We start from the raw sequence: 19,718 nt of genomic DNA on the forward strand, positions 1-19,718 counted from the left end.
AAGCTCGCTGCTAAATTTAGAGCCGTGATATGCTCGTTCATAAATTTTAAAATTTGATAGATTTTTTGCTGTAAATTTTAGCTATTTATGCTTTGCTTCATGCTCTAAAAGCCAAATTTTAGTTGGTAGACCATCTCCACCAGAGTAGCCGCCAAGTCCGCTACTAGCTAGCACTCTGTGGCAAGGTATAATGATAGGCACTGGATTTTTGGCATTGGCTGATCCTGCTGCTCGGTAGGCATTTTTGTGACCTACGGCAAGTGCAAGGGCTGCGTATGTGGTCGTTTCCCCGTATGGTACTTTTTGTAAAGCCTCGTAAATTTTTGCTCTAAAATTAGTTGTTTTTATATCAAGCCTTACGCTAAATTTTTTAAGCTTGCCATTAAAATAAGCCTCTAGCTCATTCAAGCAAAGCTTTAAATTTTTATCTTTTACTGAAATTTTTTCAAATTTATCTACAAAATTTATCTCACAAATTCCATTTTCGCTAGCGATGATCTCCAAAATTCCAATGGGAGATTTTAGGTAAGCTTTTGACACATTTGCTCCTTAAAATTTGAAATTTTGGGCAAATTTTACTTTAGTTTGTTTTGCTTTTTGATAAAATGCAAGCAAAATAGCGATTTTAGACTAAAAATAACGAGCAAAAACCACAAAGGAATTTCATGAGCTTTTTTACCGACTACGAAAAACACGTGAGCGAGCGAGAAAAAGAGGGCGTGCCACCGCTTGCGCTAAATGCCAAGCAAACAAGTGAAGTTTGCGAGCTAATAAAGATTGCCAGCAAGTCTAGTTGCGACGAAAAGGCACAAAGCGAGCTAAAATTTCTTATAAATTTGCTTGAAACTCGTATCAATCCTGGCGTTGATGACGCAGCGAAGATAAAGGCAGAATTTCTTGGTGAAGTGATAGATGGGCTTGCTGTTAATGGCCTTGACGCTATGCGTGCTATTAAAATTTTAGGCAAGATGCTTGGCGGATATAACGTGGAAATTTTGGTGCGAGCTCTAAAAAATAGCGATGAAAATATTGCACAAGCTGCGGTAAATGAGCTAAAAAATATCATCCTGGTGCATGAGTATTTTGACGAGATAGTAAAGCTAAGTAGCAACAATAAATTTGCAAAAGATGTACTTGTTTCTTGGGCGAACGCAGAGTGGTTTACGCATAAAAAGCCAATCGAAACCTGTATAAACGCAGTCGTTTTTAAAGTACCTGGTGAGACAAATACTGACGACCTAAGTCCAGCGAGTGAGGCCTATACAAGGGCCGACATACCACTTCACGCAAAAGCAATGCTTGTTAAAAAGATGCCTGAGGGTCTAGAAATTTTAAAAGAGCTCAAAACTCGTGGTAAAAAAGTGGCGTATGTTGGCGATGTGGTTGGCACTGGCAGCAGCAGAAAGAGCGGTATAAACTCTATCCAGTGGCATCTTGGCGATGAGATCGAGGGCGTGCCAAACAAAAAAACGGGCGGTATCGTGATCGGTACGACCATAGCTCCTATATTTTTTAATACCGCTGAAGATAGCGGTGCACTGCCGATAGTTGCAAACGTAAATGAGCTTGAGATGGGCGATGAGATAGAAATTTATCCATTTAAAGGCGAAATTTACAAGCTTGCAGGTACTGAGAAAAAACTCGTGGCAAATTTTAAACTTAGTCCAAATACTCTAAGTGACGAGATAAGAGCAGGTGGCAGGATACCACTTATGATAGGACGGCAAGTGACCAAAAAGGCTAGAGAGGCTCTAGGGCTTGGCGAGGAGCAAATTTTTATAAAGCCAGATCAGCCAAAAGAGCAGAGCGGTGGCTATACGCTGGCTCAAAAGATGGTTGGCAAGGCTTGCGGCAAGGCTGGCGTTAGAGCTGGGGCTTATGTGGAGCCAGAAATTTTAACTGTTGGCTCGCAAGATACGACTGGGCCGATGACTAGAGATGAGATAAAAGAGCTTGCTAGCCTTAGTTTCGGCGCGGATTTTGTTCTGCAAAGCTTTTGCCACACAGCTGCTTATCCAAAGCCAAGCGACCTTGAGATGCAAAAGAGCTTGCCAAAATTTATAAATTTACGTGGCGGTGTGAGTCTAAAGCCAGGCGATGGCGTCATCCACTCGTGGCTAAACCGCATGGTACTACCTGATACGGTGGGCACTGGCGGCGATAGTCACACGAGATTTCCTATCGGTATCAGCTTTCCAGCGGGAAGTGGTCTAGTGGCGTTTGCAGCGGTGCTTGGCATGATGCCACTAAATATGCCAGAGTCGGTTTTGATCAAATTTAAAGGCGAGCTAAAAGAGGGCGTGACGCTTCGTGATCTTGTCAATGCGATACCTTATTTTGCTATCAAAAAAGGGCTTTTAAGCGTTGAGAAGAAAAACAAAAAGAATGTTTTTGCGGGTAAAATTTTAGAGATAGAAGGGCTTGAGAGTCTAAAAGTAGAGCAGGCGTTTGAGCTAAGTGATGCTTCGGCTGAACGCTCGGCGGCGGCTTGCGTGGTAAATTTAAGCGTTGATAGCGTTGTGGAGTATGTTCGCTCAAACGTCGCGCTAATTGATGCGATGATAAAAGCTGGTTACGATAGCCGTGAGACTTTGCTTAGACGAAAAGAGAAGATGCAAAAATGGCTTGAAAATCCAACTCTTTTAAGAGCCGATAAAGATGCAAAATACGCTGAAATTTTGGAGATCGATCTAGCTCAGATAGATGAGCCGATTTTGGCGTGTCCAAATGACCCAGACGATGTGGCAACATTAAGTGAAATTTTAGCTGATAACAAAAGAGCGCATAAAATCGATGAAGTTTTTGTGGGAAGCTGTATGACAAATATCGGCCATTACAGGGCGCTTGCTAGAATTTTAGAACATGAGAGTAAGCTTACAACTAGGCTTTGGATAGCACCGCCGACAAAGATGGATAAAAGCACACTTGAAAATGAAGGCGTTTATGAAATTTTTAAAAGATTAAATGCAAGGACAGAGGTGCCAGGCTGTTCGCTTTGCATGGGCAATCAAGCAAGAGTTAATGACAATGCCGTTGTCTTTTCTACCTCGACTAGAAATTTTGATAACAGAATGGGTATGGGCGCGAAGGTCTATCTAGGAAGTGCCGAGCTGGCTGCTGTTTGTGCGCTACTTGGGCGTTTACCAAGTGTAGATGAATATAAAAAGATAGTAAAAGATAGCCTTAGCTTAAATAAAGATGAAATTTATAAATATCTAAATTTTAATGAAATAAGCGAGTTTAGCATATAAATTTGTTACAATATCGCGAAATTTTAAGGAGCTTTGATGAAAAAAGTAGTTTTTTTTCTCTTTTTTAGCGTTTGTTTTTTTATAAATTTACACGCTTTAGAGTGCAGTGATCTTGCTAAAAAAGAGAGCTTTAAAACTACTCCAAACGATCTTGCTTATGCGAATGAGGGGCTATTTTACTGTGATGGTTCGCTTTTAAATTTAAAAGAGGTGAAAGAGCTTTTTGAGGCGAGTGTGGCTGTGAGAAGTGAGTCTCAAAGTTGCGTTGGTGATAGAGTTTATAAAGAAAATTTAAACAAGCTTAGATGGCTTTTACTAAAAGCGTCATTCGCACCTGAATTTTACGCAAAAGAGCTTGCAGAGCCAAAGATTGCTGAGGGTGAAAAAGACGCTAGAATGGAGTATCTTAGATACTGGGCAAACGAGAGCTTATTTAATTTTTTAAAATATAAAAAAATTATCGAAGCTTACAAAAACGCTCAAACTCCGCTTGTAAAATTTTATGAAAGCCTGGGACTTGATACACCAAGTGCCGCTTACTACGCAACTAGCGTGGTAAATGAGTTTTTGACTTTTGGTGTCGGTAAAAGTGTAAATAAGGCTAAAATTTTAACACCTGAGCAAAATATGATGGCTCAAAGGATAAATTCCGATGAGCTGGCAAATTTGCTCTACTCGAAAAATTTTAGTACCGCTGAGCTTACAAATTTGCTTAATATCGCACTTTTAAACGAAAAAAGTAGTGACATGATAAAAGAGATCATAAGGCGCGGGGCCGATGTGAATTTGGGCGATGAGACGCCGCTATTTTTTGCTTTAAAAAATATAGAAAATGTAAAAATTTTACTTGCAAATAAAGCCGATGTAAATCACAAAAATTTCTTTGGAAAAAGTGTGCTTTTTTACGCTGTGCAGTTTAGTGATAAACCACTTTGCGAGCTTTTGCTAAAAAATGGCGCCAATGCCAACGAGAGCTACATAGATGAAAATACCAAGATGAATATGATAAATTTGGGTATGACGCAGGTTGAAGATACATGTGGATTAGAACACACAAATAGAAGCGTTTTTATGCATGCAGCAGCTCATGCAACACCAGAAATTTTAAAGCTTTTGATGGATAATGGTGCTGATATTAACGCCACTGATGATGCTGGATTTAACGCACTTGACTATGCTATGAAAGAACAAAACGAAAAGACGATCAAATTTTTAGAAAATTTGGGTTTAAAGCCAAATTTCAATTAGGAAAAATTATGAAAAAGACAGCTTTTGTAACTGGTGCAACATCTGGATTTGGCGAGGCGATCGCCAGAAGACTCTCAAAAGAGGGCTACAAGATAGTCGCTCTTGCAAGGCGAGAAGATAGGCTAAAAAAGCTTGCAAGCGAGCTTGGCGATACACATATCATAGTAGCTGATATACGCGACAAAGAAGCTGTTTTTAAAGCGGTTGAGAGCTTGCCTGATAAATTTAAGGATATCGAAGTGCTTGTAAATAACGCTGGTATGGCACTTGGGCTTGAAAAGACGATAGATGCGAAGGTGGAGGACTTTGAGGCGATGATAGACACCAATGTCAAGGGTCTTATCTACTCAACAAAGGCGGTTTTGCCACTACTTTACAAGCAAGAAAAGGGCTATATCTTTAATATTGGCTCGACAGCTGGCTCATGGCCATATCCTGGAAGCAACGTTTACGGCGCTACAAAGGCCTTTGTAAAGCAGTTTAGTTTAAATTTAAGAAACGATCTAGTCGGTACAAATATCAGGGTGACAAACATCGAGCCAGGGCTTTGCAAGACTGAATTTAGCGAGGTTAGATTTAGGGGAGATAAGGCAAAGGCAGATAGCCTTTATGAAAATACAAATTTCATCACATCTGAGGATATCGCGACGATTTTGGTAAATTGTCTAAATATGCCTGGAAGTGTTAATATAAATAGAGTCGAAGTCATGGCAAATACGCAGACTTGGGCTGGACTTGCGATAGAAAAATTTTAAGGAGTTCTTGTGAGACAAATTTTATTATTACTTTTTTTTAGCGTTGCACTTTTTGGTGTCGATCCAGAAGTGGCAAAGAGAAACGCTGAAATTTATGGCGTATTTACGCTTATACCGCCTGTTGTGGCAATAGCACTTGCTTTTATCACAAAAGACGTCATCTTGTCGCTATTTATAGGTGTTTTTAGCGGAACATTTCTCATAAATATCATCAATGAAAACATCTTTATGGGTATCGTAAAAGGCTTTACAGGTATCGTTTCAAGGGTCGTTGAATCAATGGCTGATAAGACTGACTCAGGAATTTTACTTCAAGTGCTTTGTATCGGTGGTGTGGTCGCACTTATCACAAAAATGGGTGGTACAAAAGCGGTTGCTCTTTGGCTTAGCAAAAAGGCAAAAAGCGGCATTTCAGCTCAAATTTCAACGTGGCTGATGGGAATTTTTGTATTTTTTGATGACTATGCAAATGCTCTAATAGTAGGTCCAATCATGAGACCAATAAGTGATAAATTTAAAATAAGTCGTGAAAAACTAGCTTTTATCATCGATGCTACTGCAGCACCGATCGCTGGTATTGCTATCATCTCGACATGGGTTGGCCTTGAGGTTTCACTCATTGAAAAGGGCTATGAGCTAGTTGGAGAGACTGGTATTAACGCTTATTCTATATTTATCGAGACAATTCCATATAGATTTTACAATCTCTTCATCTTATTTTTTATAGTCTGTACAGCCTTGATGCAACGTGAATACGGACCAATGCTATTAGCTGAAAGACGTGCTAGAAGAGGCGAGCTTCACTCAGGTAAAACTCAAATCCAAGATCTTGAAGATAAAACACTTGAGCCAAAAGAGGGCGTAAAATTAAGTGCTGCAAATGCTGTTGTACCACTTCTTGTGCTGGTCATTGGCGCATTTACTAGTTTTTACTTTAGTGGCCTTGCTGCACTTGAGGGCGATGCTCTTAAAAATGCACTTGCTAATCCACTTTCATTTTCTACTTTTAAAGATACTTTTGGCGCAGCAGACTCGGCTACATCGCTATTTCAAGCAGCACTACTTGCTAGTATCGTAGCTATAACAATGGGTGTTTGGCGTAAAATTTTTGACGTAAAAGAGGCTATCAGCACATGGGTAAAAGGCTGGAAAACTATGATAATTACAGTTGTAATCTTGCTTCTTGCTTGGAGCCTTAGCGCGGTTATAAAAGAGCTTGGCACATCAAGATATTTGGTTGATCTATTAAGCTCTTCAACACCTAAATTTATATTGCCAGTTGCTGTTTTTATCCTTGGTTCGTTTATTAGCTTTTCAACTGGAACGAGCTATGGCACGATGGGAATTTTAATGCCCCTAGCTATCCCACTAGCTTATGCGGTCGGCAAAAACTACGGCCTAGAGGGTGATGCGATGCATGCATATATGATCGTAAATATCTCAGGCGTACTTACAGGTGCGATCTTTGGCGATCACTGCTCACCGATATCGGATACTACGATCCTTTCATCAATGGGCGCAGGATGTAATCATATCGATCACGTATCGACTCAAATGGTCTATGCGCTTAGCGTTTGTGCGGTTTGTGTGCTAGTTGGTTACTTGCCGGTTGCACTTGGTCTTAGCGTTTGGATCGCGCTTCCTTGCGGATTTTTAGCGATTTGGGCACTAGTTAGATTTGTTGGAAAGAAAGTAGAAGCATAAATTTGGATTGCAATTATCTAAAAGAGTGCGGCTCTTGCACTCTTTTTACTCCTTATGATGAGCAAATTTTATTTAAAACTGATCTTATAAAACAAAATTTTTCAGAGTTTTATGATGGCGAGTTTGATGTTTTTAGCTCAACACCAAAACACTACCGCACAAGAGCTGAGTTTGGTATCTGGCACGAAGACACAAAGCTTTGCTATACGATGCATGCAAGCGAAAAGGGCAAAAAGGTCTTTATAGATGATTGTCCAAAGGTTTGCGAGCAAATTTCAGAGCTTATGCCAAGCTTACTTTATAACTTGCAAGAGAGTGAAATACTGCGCGCAAAGCTTTTTGGAGTGGAATTTATCTCTTGTAAAAGCGGTATCTTGATCACACTTCTTTATCATAAAAGGCTTGATGGCGAGTTTGAAACAGCTATGAAAATTCTAGCCAGTAAGCTTGATGTCACCATGCTTGCCAGATCTCGCTGGCAAAAGCTGCTAAGTGGTGAGCTAAATTTGATCGATGAGCTAAATATTGGAGAGCAAATTTATAAATTTAGCCTAAGTGAGAATGCCTTTATCCAGCCAAATAGAGCCGTAAATGAAAAGATGATAGCTTGGGCAAAAGAGTGTGTGCAAGGCGGTGCTGACCTCCTTGAGCTCTACTGCGGACATGGAAATTTTACTATTCCGCTTTCATTTAAATTTAAAAACGTTCTTGCCACTGAAATTTCAAAAAGCTCGATCGCAAATGCCCTTAAAAACTGCGAGCTAAATAAGGCTAAAAACATCAAATTTTTACGAATGGATGCTGATGAGCTTATGAGCGCATTTGCTGGCGTTAGGGAGTTTAACAGGCTGAAAGAGATAAATTTAAGCGACTTTAATTTCTCGCATGTCCTTGTTGATCCGCCCCGTGCAGGACTAAGCGAAAGTGTCGTAAATTTCATCAAAAATTTTAAAAACATCATTTATATCTCGTGCAATCCAGAGACTCTAAAAGAAAATTTAAAAGAGCTTTGTAAAAGCCATAAAGTGATAAAATTTGCCATTTTTGATCAGTTTGCAAACACTCATCACATTGAGTGTGGCGTGTTACTAAGGGAAAAAGAATAATTTAAAAAAGGAAAAATAAAAAATGGTTTCACTAAATAAAATCATCCAAGCAAAGATCACGATCGGTCATTTCGTGACTAAGACCCCATTTGCGCTAAGTGCAAAGCTTAGTAAAATTTTAGGTGCAAGTGTTTACCTGAAAGAAGAAAATTTACAAAGAACTGGTGCATATAAGATAAGAGGCGCATACAATAAAATAGCTAGCCTAAGTGATGAGGAGCGAAAGCTTGGTGTAGTAGCTGCAAGCGCTGGTAACCATGCTCAAGGTGTAGCAATAAGTGCAAAGGAATTTGGCGTGCATGCTTGCATCGTCATGCCAGAATCAACCCCGCTTCTAAAGGTAGCTGGCACAAAGGATCTTGGCGCTGAAGTGATCTTAAAAGGTGATAACTTTGATGAGGCGTATGAATTTGCAGTAAATTACGCCAAAGAAAAAGATATGACCTTTGTTCATCCATTTAACGATGAGTATGTTATGGCAGGGCAGGGCACTGTGGGTCTTGAGATGCTTGATGAGATAAGCGACCTTGATATGGTTATCGTGCCAGTTGGTGGTGGTGGCTTAGCTAGCGGCGTGGCAAGCTGTATAAAGCAAGTCAATCCAAAAACTAAAGTCGTTTGCGTCGGCGCAAAGGGCGCTCCAGCGATGTTTAATAGCTACGGTGCTAAAAAGAGCATAAACTCAAAGTCAGTTCGCACCATAGCTGATGGCATCGCTGTGCGTGATGCGAGTGAGATAACGCTTAAAAATATCGTTGAGTGCGTGGATGAGTTTGTGCAGGTAGATGATGAGGAGATCGCAACTGCGATTTTGTTCTTGCTAGAGACGCAAAAGATCGTGGTTGAAGGAGCTGGCGCAGCTGGCGTGGCAGCACTTATGCATGATAAGATCAAATTTAAAAAAGGTGCAAAGATAGGCGTGGTGCTAAGTGGCGGAAATATCGATGTTCAGGTGCTTTCTATCATCATCGAAAAGGGTCTTATCAAATCTCACCGCAAGATGACCTTGCAAATCACACTTGTAGATAAGCCAGGAGCGCTCATGAGCCTAACTGATAGCCTAAAATCAGCAAATGCAAACATCGTCAAGATCGACTACGACCGCTTCTCTACTAAGCTTGACTACGGCGATGCAAGCATCACTATCACGCTTGAGACAAAGGGTCTTGAGCATCAAGAAAAGATCAAAGAAGTGCTTGAAAAAAGTGGTTTTTTATTTTCTCAATTGTTTTAAAAATTTTTTGCTATTTTGTGGATTTCAAGATAGCAAAAAACAAGCTAAAATTCCTTTTGCTTTACAAATTTAAGCTAAAATAGCAAGCTTTAAAGGAGAAAAAATGAGCGAATATGCAAATTTGATATTAGCTATCTTACTAGCTGTTTTGGCATTTGCATTTTATAGGTCAAATAAGGCGTTAAAAAAGGCAAAAGATGATAGTGAAAATCTCTCAGTCAGCACCGAAATTTCGCAGCTAAAAAGCATCGGCGAGCTATCTGTTTTTCAAGTATATAGCAAAGAGATCGTTACAAAGACAGATCATGCGTTTGGAAATTTTGGCAAAGAGTATCTAAGATGGCTTATAAGCGAGAAGAAGCTTTCGATGATATTTGAGTTTGAGATAAATTTCATATACGATCTAACTAGCCCAAAGCTCGAGATCACGCAGATCGCAAACTCTAGCTATAAGATAAAAATGCCTCCATGTAAGTATAAATTTTCAATCGCAGATATGAAATTTTACGACGAAAAAAATGGCAAATTTATACCATTTTTGCTGCCTGACTCGCTAAATGGCTTTTTTGGTAGCACTTTTACAGAAGAAGATAAAAATAGACTAATCGAAGAGGCAAGAAATGAAGTCAAAAAGATGAGCGTTCGCCTTATCTCGCAGCTTCAAAGTAAAATCCACAAATCAGCTCGCGACACGCTTGAAGCGATAGCTAAGAGCTTTGGTGCAAACAAGGTCGAGTTTGTCTTTGACGATAGTGACGAGCAGATCAACGAGCAATTAAATTTAGAAAATATCGCATAAAAATTAAATTTAAAGGAGAAAAAATGAGTGTAAATTCACAAGAGGTCACACAAGCACCAGGCAACAACACAGTCTTTCAAACATGGGTTTTAAAAGGCGACAAAAAAGCATGTAAAGAGGGCTTTGCTAAGCTTTGTGCTTTGGTTGTAAATTTAAACAAGACTGCTAAAGTTAGATTTGGCGCAAACGAAAATGTAAATTGCGTCCTTGGCGTGGGTCATGATGCTTGGAAAAAGCTTGAAATTTCAAAAGAATTACCAAAAGAGCTTGTAAATTTTAAAGCGATCAAAGGCGATAAACATGAAGCTGTTAGCACAAAGGGCGATATCCACATCCACATCCGCGCGCTAAATGCGGCTGACTGCTTTGATATGGCGCAAAATATCAAAGAAGTTTTGTTTAAATTTGCAGAGCTTACAGATGAGACTCAAGGCTTTAAGTACCACGACGGCAGGGCGATCATCGGCTTTGTAGATGGCACTGAAAACCCTGATGGCGAAGATAGAGATCTTTTTGCAAAAGTCGGCAAAGAAGACGCTAAATTTAAAGGCGGTAGCTACGTTTTTGTTCAAAAATACTTCCACAAAATGAAAGAATGGAACGCCACAAGCGTAAGCGAGCAAGAAAAGGTTATAGGCCGCTCAAAAGAGTATGACATCGAGATGGACGAGAGCGTAAAACCTACAAATTCACACTCAGCTGCTGCAAATGTCGGCGACGATAAAAAGGTCGTGCGCGGCAATATGCCATTTACTGAAGGCAGCAAGAGTGGCACCTACTTTATCGCCTATGCGAGCACGTTTTCGACCGTTGAGGCGATGCTTAAAAAGATGTTTATCGGCGAGCCAAAAGGCAACTCAGATAGGCTGCTTGACTTTAGTACGCCAGTAACTGGGGCTTTATATTTTGCTCCTACGCTTGATATGCTTGGTGACTACGAGGGATAAATTTAGCTTGGGGCGAAGCAAATTTGCCCCTTTAAATTTATAAGGATAAAGATGCCAGAGTGGTTTATCTACGCAGCTCTTTCGGCTGTTTTTGCTGCACTTACAGCGATCTTTGCAAAGCTAGGCGTAAAGGACATTGACAGCGATTTTGCGACATTTATAAGAACGATCGTCGTCATTTTGATGCTTATTTTGCTTTTAAGCGTGGCTAAAAAATGGCAACCGCTAAGCTCGCTAAGTCCCAAAAACTGGCTCTTTCTCATACTAAGTGGCATGGCGACTGGGCTTTCGTGGCTCATGTATTTTAAGGCAATGCAAGCAGGCAAGGTCTATCAAGTGGCACTGGTTGATAAATTTAGCGTTGTGCTGGCTATCATTTTGGCTGTTATATTTCTTGGTGAGAGGCTAAATTTAAAAGAAATTTTAGCCGTTTGCCTTATCGTATCTGGCGTGTTTTTACTCATTTTTAAATAAAATTTTCTGCATTATTCTTAAAATATATTTTTAATTTTAATTTGTAATTAATCAAATGCCCATAGAATTTGACAATTTCATTTTGAAGGGAGAAATATGAAAAAAATTATTCTATCAGCCATCGTAGCTTGTGCTGCATTTGGTGCAGGCATGAACTACACAGATGTCGTAAAGGACGTATATGCTGACGCAAACTCAGCTAAGAGCATAGGCAGACTGCTACCAACCAACGCAGTTGAAATTTTACAAACAAGCGGCGATAGAGCGCAGATCAAAGTAAAAGGCTATCAAAACCCAGCCGTTAGCAACGTAGTTTATTTTGCTGATGGCGCGAGGATCATCTCAGTAGCATTTGCAAAAACTGCACCTTTTGATATAAAAGTGATAAAAGAGGGCAAAAACGGCAAATGGAACGAGGTAGAAACGACAGTTTTTGTTCAAAAAGATGGCTTTAGCACTGACGTAAATGCGATGTTTGCAAAAGCTGATAAGATGTATAAAGAGAGCTGTGGCGTTTGCCATGCGTTGCCTCAAACTACGCACTTTAACGCAAATCAATGGCCGTCACTTCTAAAATCAATGATCGGCAGAACCGCAATAGAGAAAAAAGACGAGTGGCTAGTTATCGAATATCTACAAAAACACTCATCTGACGTAAATTTAGGCAAATAAGGAGAAAAAATGAACGAGAACAGACGAGATTTTCTAAAAAAAGGTGCAACAGCGCTTGCAGCTACACCTTTGCTTTCAGGCGTAACAGCTTCAAATTTGTTTGCTGATGAGGTTAAAAAGGGCGTTGTAAAAAATGGCGAAACTCTTACAGCTGCTCACTGGGGTATGCTAAAAATTACAACCAAAAACGGCATCGCTGTAAAGTCAGAGCCTATCCAAAAGACAAGTGAAATTTACAATCCACTTCAACACTACACACCAGATATGATCTATAAAAGTCGTATCAAGCATACAATGGTAAGAAAGAGCTACCTAGAAAACCCAGACAGCCCAAAACCAGAGCTTCGCGGCATCGATGAGTGGGTCGAGGTGCCTTACGAAGAAGCGATCAAGCTAGTTGCTAAAGAGCTTAAAAAAACAAGAGCGCAAAAAGGTTTAGAGAGCGTTTTTGCAGGTAGCTACGGCTGGAAATCAAGCGGCAATGTGCATAACTCGAGAATTTTACTTCATAGATTTATGAACCTTAGTGGCGGCTTTGTTGGCTCGCTAGGGGACTATTCAACAGGCGCTAGCCAGATCATTATGCCTCACGTTGTGGGTAGTATCGAGGTCTATGAGCAGCAAACTAGCTGGCCAGTCGTGCTTGAAAACTCAAAAGTCGTAGTCATCTGGGGCGCAAACCCACTTGCGACACTTCGCATAGCTTGGACAGCGACTGATGAGCAAGGGTTTAAATACTTTGAAGAGCTAAAAAACAAAAAAGATATCAAAGTGATCGTGATCGATCCTATCAGATCTGAAACAGCGCAATACTTCGACAAAGCTCAGTGGATCGCTCCAGTGCCAAACACCGACACAGCGATGATGCTAGGTATGATGCACTACCTATATGAAAGTGGCAAATACGATAAAGAATTTATCGAAAACTACACTTATGGCTTTGATAAATTCCTCCCATATCTACTAGGCAAGACAGACAACACTCCTAAAAATTTAGAGTGGGCGAGCAAAATTTGTGGTATCGACAAAGATATTTTAAAAGAGCTAGCTGATACATTTGTAAGCAACCGCACGATGCTAATGAGTGGCTGGGGTATGCAGCGCGCTCACCACGGCGAGCAACCACACTGGGCGATGGTGACACTAGCTGCGATGATCGGTCAGATAGGCCTACCAGGTGGAGGCTTTGGCTTAAGCTACCACTACTCAAACGGCGGCGCACCAACATGCAAAGGCGCAGTCATCGGCGGCGTAAATAGCGCGAGTGTGGGTAAATTTAACGAAAAAGGCGAGTTTATCGGCACTGATACGGGCGAATTTGACAAACACGGTCGCTTCGTCGCAAAAGCAGCCGCAGTAGCAGGCACAGGTCAAAGCTGGCTACAAAAAGCAACCAACTACGCTTTCCCAGTAGCTCGTATCGCTGATGCGTTGCTTCACCCTGGCAAAGTGATAGATCACGACGGCAAAAAGATCACCTACCCAGACATCGACTTTATCTACTGGGTCGGCGGCAACCCACTAGTTCACCACCAAGATACTAATACAAATTTAAAAGCATGGAGAAAGCCAAGAACGGTTGTCGTTCACGAAGCTTACTGGACACCGACAGCAAAAATGGCTGATATCGTCTTTCCAGTCACCACAGAGTACGAGAGAAACGACATTACGATGACTGGGGACTACTCAAACATGAACATCGTGCCAATGAAGCAAGTCGTTGAGAAATACCACGAGGCAAGAGACGATTATCAAATTTTCATCGATCTTTGTAAGGCTTATGCTAAAAATTTAGTAATTGCCTACACAGATAACGGCAAGGATGAGTTTGACTGGATCAAAGAGTACTATGACGCAGCCTACGCTCAGGTCAAGGCTGTGCCAGAGCTAACTACTGATATGAAGCCATTTGAAGAGTTTTGGAATGAAAACAAACCAGTCACATTTGCCTCATCTCAAGATAGTGATAATTGGGTAAGACTTGGCGAGTTTAGAGAAGATCCTGTGCTAAACGCTCTTGGAACGCCTAGCGGTCTTATCGAAATTTACTCAGATACGATCGAGAAAATGGGCTATGATGACTGCAAGGCGCATCCAACTTGGTTTGAGCCGATCGAGTGGCTAGGCATGAAAGACAAACCTGCAAAATACCACATGATAAGCGCTCACCCAACTGACCGCTTGCACTCACAGCTAAGCCAAACTTCACTTCGTGACAAGTATGCTATCGCTAACCGTGAGCCAGTGTGGATAAACGAAAATGACGCAAAAGAGCTTGGCGTAAAAACAGGTGATTTGGTGTGTGTATTTAACGCTCGTGGCGAGGTTTTGGCAGGTGCTCATGTCACTAAAAACATCAAAGAGGGCGTTGTAAAACTAGCTGAGGGCGCTTGGTATGACGGCTTTGATAGTGGCATCTGCAAAAATGGCTCTGCAAACGTGCTAACCATAGATATCCCAACAAGCAAGCTAGCAAACGGCAACATCAGCCATACAGCTCTTGTAAATATCGAGAAATATAAGGGCGACGAGGCGTTAAAGCTCACAGCTTTTGCTGAGCCAAAAATTTCTAAATAATATTAAAAGCAGGGGAACTTTCTCCTGCTTTTAAACTTAAAATTTAAAATAAATCTACTACTCACAAAAGCTTAAATTTATATTGAAGCCTATAGCTTTATAAATTTTTTATTTTGCAATTATATTTGTAAAACTTGACGTAAAGGATATCACCACTGTGTTATTTTGTCCTGTGTGTTTTAAAGAAATACAAACAAGTAATGCCTATCAAGTGGCGCTGGTTGATAAATTTAGCGTTGTGCTGGCTATCATTTTGGCTGTCATCTTTCTTGGTGAGAGGTTAAATTTAAAAGAAATTTTAGCCATTTGCCTTATTATTTCAGGCGTTGTTTTATTGATTTTCAAGTAAAAATTTATACTCTATATCTGGCTAAAGACCAAAAAGCAAAACTAGCTTATTTAATGGCATTTTGTGATCTAAAATTTATTCAAAAATTTTTAATTATCAAGATATCTTTATTAATTTTTAAAAAGCATTAAATAGAGGGTAAATTTAATACTAATTTTAATTCTTTTTCGATAAATTAAAGCGATTATAACTTTTTAAAGGAGGAAAGATGAAGTCCATAACTTCAAAGATAGCGATGATTATCATCTCATTGCTAGTTATTTCGTTTGCTGCTATTTCAGCAGTCAGCTACTATACAGCGGAAAGTAAGGTAGTAGAGTTGGTCAGCCAGACCCAGGATCAGATTCTAAGTGACATCAAAGCTACTACGGATTCTTTTTTTGAAGATTATTTAGAAGTTGCCAAAAAGTCTGCTTCAGATATAGCACAAATACCAAATAATGATGACTCGTACATGGAAAAAACAAAAATGCAAAAAGAAAGCGTTAGTCATCTAGTTACTGATATTTTTTATGGTCGCGAGAGTGATGGACATTTTTTCCAATCAGATGGAACTAGAACAACTCCAGCCGATAACTACGATCCTAGAACTAGAGGCTGGTATAAAGCAGCAAAGAGTGCAAATGGTGCTATATATACCGAACCTTACAAAGCTGCCTTGTCTAATGCTTTAGTAATTAGCTTTGCCGCTCCAGTAAATAAAAATGGAAATTTTGATGGTGTTTTGGGGCTTGATTTAAATATAGATGCTTTAAGTAAAAAAATTCTCGAAATGGGTAAAACGAAATACGGTTACGTCTTTTTAATGAACAAAGACGGCTTAATGCTAATGCACAATGACCCAAACAATGTTGGTAAAACCGTTCCTGCTAGCAAATATATTGCTGAGGTTTTTGCAGCTAAAAAATTTGATGAAAATGGACTTATCCCTTATACAAACTATAAAGGCGAAAACGTAACTGCTAAAGTCCTTCCTATAAATGATCAGGGCTGGCTGGCCGTAGCCGCTATCGGAGCAGATACTTTTTCGTCTAATACCTTACCTTTATTAAAAGCTCAAATAATCCTAGCCGTAGCTTTTATAGTCATACTTTCGGCTATCGTATTTACTCTTCTTAAAAAATCCCTTAGCCCTATTAGAACTATTCAAACCAAGCTTGAAGACGCGTTTAAATTCATCACCTACGAAACCCCTAACGCTCCGGAAAAGCTAGTAGTAACTACCAAAGACGAATTCGGCAGAATGAGCGAATCTATTAACGATAATATAGAAAAAGTCCTTAACGGCGTTAAAAAAGACAGCGCCTTAATAGAGGAGATGAACGGTATAGCAAATCTCATGATAAAAGGACACATGGGGGCTAAGATTAACTCCGTCCCTAATAATCCGGCTTTAGTTCAGTTAAAAGATCTGCTAAATAAATTCTTTGCGTCAATTTCTGAAAATTTAAAAGGAATAGCGGTAGTTTTAGCTTCTTACAATAAAAACGACTACACTCCTAGACTAGAGCTAAAACCGGAGCTTGAAAGCGATCTAAGAGATATGATAGTAGGCCTTCAAAGCGCGGGCGACGCCGTAAGCAATATGCTAAGGGAAAATTTAAAAGAAGCTCAGGTCCTAGAAGAAAAAGCCAAAATCCTAGCAGAATCTATGAGAACCCTAACCGACGGAGCCCATAAGCAAGCCGATTCCATACAAGAAAGCGCGGCGGCTATAGAAGAGATGAGCAGTTCTATGAACGCTATTAGCCAAAAGGCTAGCGACGTAACTAGACAAAGCGAAGAGATTAAAAATATCATCGTTATTATTAGAGATATAGCCGATCAAACAAATTTACTTGCTCTAAACGCCGCTATCGAAGCGGCACGCGCCGGCGAGCACGGCAGAGGGTTTGCCGTAGTCGCCGACGAGGTTAGAAAACTAGCAGAGCGAACTCAAAAATCACTTGGCGAGATCGAAGCTAACGCAAATGTTTTAGCTCAAAGCATTAATGAGATGAGTGAAAGCATCAGAGAGCAAAGCGAAGGCATAAATATGATAAATCAAAGCGTAAGTCAGATCGACAGTATTACAAAACAAAATATTAATATTGTTGGTACAACAAATGAAATTACTGACCAAATAGATGAAATGGCTAAGACGATAGTAGCCGACGTTAGAAAGAATAAATTTTAATCTTAGAGCCGAATTTAGGGGTTTGCCTCCCCTAAATTCTAATTTTATTTAGCTGATTTTAACTACCTAAAATGAAAAAATAATTCAAAATTATTATTTAATGTATACATCACTATTTTGTAATTAATATTATTTAAGACTATTTAATATAAAAAAATATAAAATCGTATCTTAATTTTTTGTAAAAGGAAAGTAAATGCGCTCGATTGCAAACAAAATATCTTTAATGCTCATACTGGCATTATTCATATCATTCTCACTAATATCTTTAGCCAGCTACAATACAGCTCATGATAAAGCCATTGAGTTAGTAATACAAACTCAAAAGCAAATTTTAAAAGATGTGAAAATCACACTAAATAGCTTTTTTACCAATAATCAGTATGCTATAGAGAAAATGGCTGAGACTCTTAGTAAGATAAGCGAGAAAAGTGATGGCTCGATGAATGCTGATGGTATAAATTTAGCTTTATCTCAAGCAAAAGCTATATCTGGAAAAGAGATCACTCTTGTTTATGCTGGATATGAGGATGGGGCTATGTTTAGATCAAATGGGCAAAATAAAGCTGGATACGATCCAAGAGTTAGAGGATGGTATAAACAAGTTAAAGCCGAGAATAAACCAATATATACTGATCCATATATGGCAGCTTCATTAAATGCGATGGTTATAACTTTTGCTGCACCTATTAAAAATATTGGAGTTACGGGTATAGATGCATCTATTGAGGAGTTGAGCAATAATATATCGCAAATTAGTAAGACTGAATACAGCTATGCTTTTGTTGCAGATCAAAATGGCAACATTATAATGCACCCAAATAAAGAATTAGTTGGTAAACCTCACGAGATCGCTAAAAGCCTGATAAAACAATATAATGAAAAGAAATTTGATGAAAATGGATTAATAGCATATAAAAATACAAAAGGCGAAGATGTCTATGCTTATATGTTAGAGATAAATGACAAAGGTTGGTTGGCAATAACAGCAATGGATCAAAATATCTTTAGCTCGCATACTTTGCCTATTTTAAAAGTTCAGATTATTTTAGCCTTTATATTTATAGTTGTCTTGTCTGCGTTTGTATATTTCTTGCTAAAAAGATCGCTTAATCCTATTAAAACTATTACAGATGCTTTGGTTAGTTTCTTTAGATTTTTAAATTTTGAGATAAAAGAGCCAGTTGTTTCAAAGGTGGCAACAAAAGATGAATTTGGCGTAATGAGCAAACTAATAAATGATAATATTGCTAAAATTTTTGACAATGCCGATCAAGACTCTAGAGTGGTATCTCAATCTGTTGAGACTGCAAAGGCGATAGAAAATGGAAATTTAAAAGCAAGGATAGTAGATGTTCCAGCTAATCCAAAGCTAATCGAATTAAAAGATGTCTTAAATAAAATGCTAGATGTTTTGGAAAAAAGAGTCGGTAGCGATTTAAATATGATCCAAAAAACTTTTAATGATTTTAGAAATTCTGATTTTACTTCAAGAATTTTGGATGCCAAAGGCAATGTCGAACTAGTAACAAATGAGCTTGGCGAAGAGATAGCTAATATGCTTGCGTTTAACTTAAAACAAGCACAATTCTTAGAAGAAAAAGCCAAAAATTTAGATGTATCAATGAAGCAAGTAACTCAAGGTGCTAGCACACAGGCAAATTCTCTTCAAGAAAGTGCTGCTGCTATCGAGCAAATGAGTAGCTCAATGAGCGCAATTAGTCAAAAGACTGTAGATGTTATAAAACAATCTGAAGAGATTAAAAATATCATCGTTATTATTAGAGATATTGCAGATCAAACCAATCTACTTGCTCTAAACGCCGCTATCGAGGCAGCGCGTGCTGGTGAGCATGGACGAGGTTTTGCTGTAGTTGCGGATGAGGTTAGAAAACTAGCTGAGCGAACTCAAAAATCACTTGGCGAGATCGAAACTAATGCAAATATACTTACTCAAAGCATTAACGAGATGAGCGAGAGCATCAGAGAGCAAAGCGAAGGCATAAATATGATAAATCAAAGTGTAAGCCAGATAGATAGCATTACAAAGCAAAATGTTGATATCGTGAGCTCAACGAACGAAATCACCGCCCAAATCGATGAAATGGCTAAGACAATAGTAGCTGATGTTAAAAAGAATAAATTTTAACCTTGCGGCTTGATATTTAAAATTTTATTAATATTTCATCCTCAAAATTTGAGGATGAAAATAACTCCTTTTTTATCTCTAATCTTAAAATTATTTTTTATTTTATAAATATAATAAAATTTTTTAAAATTATCTAATTTTTATAGCTTTGCAGTGATATTACTAGTTAAATTTTTATAGGTTATGTTTGCCACAATGTAATGAAAATTATTAGAATTTATCCTTGCAATTATTGATATTTCAGTAAGAAGATAAAATTTTTAATAATACTTTATGT

General features: G+C 39.0%; 15 protein-coding genes and 2 pseudogenes. 16 read left to right on the plus strand and 1 reads right to left on the minus strand.

From position 1 onward, the window contains the following. Nucleotides 1-81: 81 nt before the first annotated feature. Nucleotides 82-540: a methylated-DNA--[protein]-cysteine S-methyltransferase gene (locus CVT13_RS05270; protein ID WP_107811840.1), complete on the minus strand. Its 459-nt coding sequence runs from the start codon at nt 538-540 to the stop codon at nt 82-84. 125 nt (nt 541-665) lie between these two features. Between CVT13_RS05270 and CVT13_RS05275 the strand changes: the two genes are divergently transcribed. The 16 genes and pseudogenes from CVT13_RS05275 to CVT13_RS10670 all read left to right on the plus strand — a co-directional run bounded on the left by CVT13_RS05275 (nt 666) and on the right by CVT13_RS10670 (nt 19,441). Continuing rightward, entirely contained in the window at nt 666-3,251 is a 2,586-nt protein-coding gene (locus CVT13_RS05275; RefSeq protein WP_107811841.1) for a bifunctional aconitate hydratase 2/2-methylisocitrate dehydratase, read from the plus strand. Between the two features lie 36 nt (nt 3,252-3,287). Continuing rightward, nucleotides 3,288-4,499 (plus strand): ankyrin repeat domain-containing protein, encoded by a 1,212-nt coding sequence (locus CVT13_RS05280; protein WP_107811842.1) that lies wholly within the window; start codon nt 3,288-3,290, stop codon nt 4,497-4,499. An 8-nt stretch (nt 4,500-4,507) separates the two neighbouring features. After that, a complete protein-coding gene (locus CVT13_RS05285) occupies nt 4,508-5,254 on the plus strand; it encodes an SDR family NAD(P)-dependent oxidoreductase (protein WP_087578570.1) in 747 nt (248 codons plus the stop codon). 9 nt (nt 5,255-5,263) lie between these two features. After that, entirely contained in the window at nt 5,264-6,958 is a 1,695-nt protein-coding gene (locus CVT13_RS05290; RefSeq protein WP_054196368.1) for a Na+/H+ antiporter NhaC family protein, read from the plus strand. A gap of 2 nt (nt 6,959-6,960) precedes the next feature. Beyond that, nucleotides 6,961-8,064: a tRNA (uridine(54)-C5)-methyltransferase TrmA gene (trmA, locus tag CVT13_RS05295; RefSeq protein WP_107811843.1), complete on the plus strand. Its 1,104-nt coding sequence runs from the start codon at nt 6,961-6,963 to the stop codon at nt 8,062-8,064. Between the two features lie 22 nt (nt 8,065-8,086). After that, entirely contained in the window at nt 8,087-9,298 is a 1,212-nt protein-coding gene (gene ilvA / locus CVT13_RS05300; protein ID WP_107811844.1) for a threonine ammonia-lyase, read from the plus strand. Between the two features lie 103 nt (nt 9,299-9,401). Further along, complete coding sequence (locus CVT13_RS05305) at nt 9,402-10,097, plus strand: DUF4230 domain-containing protein (RefSeq protein WP_107811845.1); 696 nt, start codon at nt 9,402-9,404, stop codon at nt 10,095-10,097. Between the two features lie 23 nt (nt 10,098-10,120). Further along, complete coding sequence (locus tag CVT13_RS05310; RefSeq protein WP_107811846.1) at nt 10,121-11,044, plus strand: Dyp-type peroxidase; 924 nt, start codon at nt 10,121-10,123, stop codon at nt 11,042-11,044. Between the two features lie 45 nt (nt 11,045-11,089). Next, nucleotides 11,090-11,518, plus strand: a complete 429-nt coding sequence (locus tag CVT13_RS05315) for an EamA family transporter (RefSeq protein WP_413784300.1) — start codon at nt 11,090-11,092, stop codon at nt 11,516-11,518. Nucleotides 11,519-11,614: 96 nt separating this feature from the next. Next, nucleotides 11,615-12,190 (plus strand): cytochrome c, encoded by a 576-nt coding sequence (locus CVT13_RS05320; RefSeq protein WP_002942837.1) that lies wholly within the window; start codon nt 11,615-11,617, stop codon nt 12,188-12,190. Nucleotides 12,191-12,199: 9 nt separating this feature from the next. Then, a complete protein-coding gene (locus CVT13_RS05325; RefSeq protein ID WP_107811848.1) occupies nt 12,200-14,767 on the plus strand; it encodes a molybdopterin-dependent oxidoreductase in 2,568 nt (855 codons plus the stop codon). Between the two features lie 157 nt (nt 14,768-14,924). Continuing rightward, nucleotides 14,925-15,116: an EamA family transporter gene (locus tag CVT13_RS05330; protein WP_234411978.1), complete on the plus strand. Its 192-nt coding sequence runs from the start codon at nt 14,925-14,927 to the stop codon at nt 15,114-15,116. 235 nt (nt 15,117-15,351) lie between these two features. After that, nucleotides 15,352-16,056: pseudogene (locus tag CVT13_RS10655) on the plus strand (cache domain-containing protein); the annotation flags it as partial. A 795-nt stretch (nt 16,057-16,851) separates the two neighbouring features. Beyond that, entirely contained in the window at nt 16,852-17,292 is a 441-nt protein-coding gene (locus CVT13_RS10660; RefSeq protein WP_374188056.1) for a methyl-accepting chemotaxis protein, read from the plus strand. A 226-nt stretch (nt 17,293-17,518) separates the two neighbouring features. Next, nucleotides 17,519-18,259, plus strand: a pseudogene (locus tag CVT13_RS10665) (cache domain-containing protein); the annotation flags it as partial. 657 nt (nt 18,260-18,916) lie between these two features. Beyond that, a complete protein-coding gene (locus CVT13_RS10670; RefSeq protein WP_159070040.1) occupies nt 18,917-19,441 on the plus strand; it encodes a methyl-accepting chemotaxis protein in 525 nt (174 codons plus the stop codon). Nucleotides 19,442-19,718 lie beyond the last annotated feature (277 nt).

The organism is Campylobacter concisus, from assembly GCF_003049085.1.
Taxonomy (GTDB): domain Bacteria; phylum Campylobacterota; class Campylobacteria; order Campylobacterales; family Campylobacteraceae; genus Campylobacter_A; species Campylobacter_A concisus_H.

Bases quoted from the DNA above. Each gene is read 5' to 3' on its own strand.
- CVT13_RS05320 (WP_002942837.1), top strand. From the start codon at position 11,615: ATGAAAAAAATTATTCTATCAGCCATCGTAGCTTGTGCTGCATTTGGT.
- CVT13_RS10670 (WP_159070040.1), top strand. From the start codon at position 18,917: ATGAAGCAAGTAACTCAAGGTGCTAGCACACAGGCAAATTCTCTTCAA.
- CVT13_RS05280 (WP_107811842.1), top strand. From the start codon at position 3,288: ATGAAAAAAGTAGTTTTTTTTCTCTTTTTTAGCGTTTGTTTTTTTATA.
- ilvA (WP_107811844.1), top strand. From the start codon at position 8,087: ATGGTTTCACTAAATAAAATCATCCAAGCAAAGATCACGATCGGTCAT.
- CVT13_RS05325 (WP_107811848.1), top strand. From the start codon at position 12,200: ATGAACGAGAACAGACGAGATTTTCTAAAAAAAGGTGCAACAGCGCTT.
- CVT13_RS05285 (WP_087578570.1), top strand. From the start codon at position 4,508: ATGAAAAAGACAGCTTTTGTAACTGGTGCAACATCTGGATTTGGCGAG.
- CVT13_RS05275 (WP_107811841.1), top strand. From the start codon at position 666: ATGAGCTTTTTTACCGACTACGAAAAACACGTGAGCGAGCGAGAAAAA.
- CVT13_RS05310 (WP_107811846.1), top strand. From the start codon at position 10,121: ATGAGTGTAAATTCACAAGAGGTCACACAAGCACCAGGCAACAACACA.
- CVT13_RS10660 (WP_374188056.1), top strand. From the start codon at position 16,852: ATGAACGCTATTAGCCAAAAGGCTAGCGACGTAACTAGACAAAGCGAA.
- CVT13_RS05305 (WP_107811845.1), top strand. From the start codon at position 9,402: ATGAGCGAATATGCAAATTTGATATTAGCTATCTTACTAGCTGTTTTG.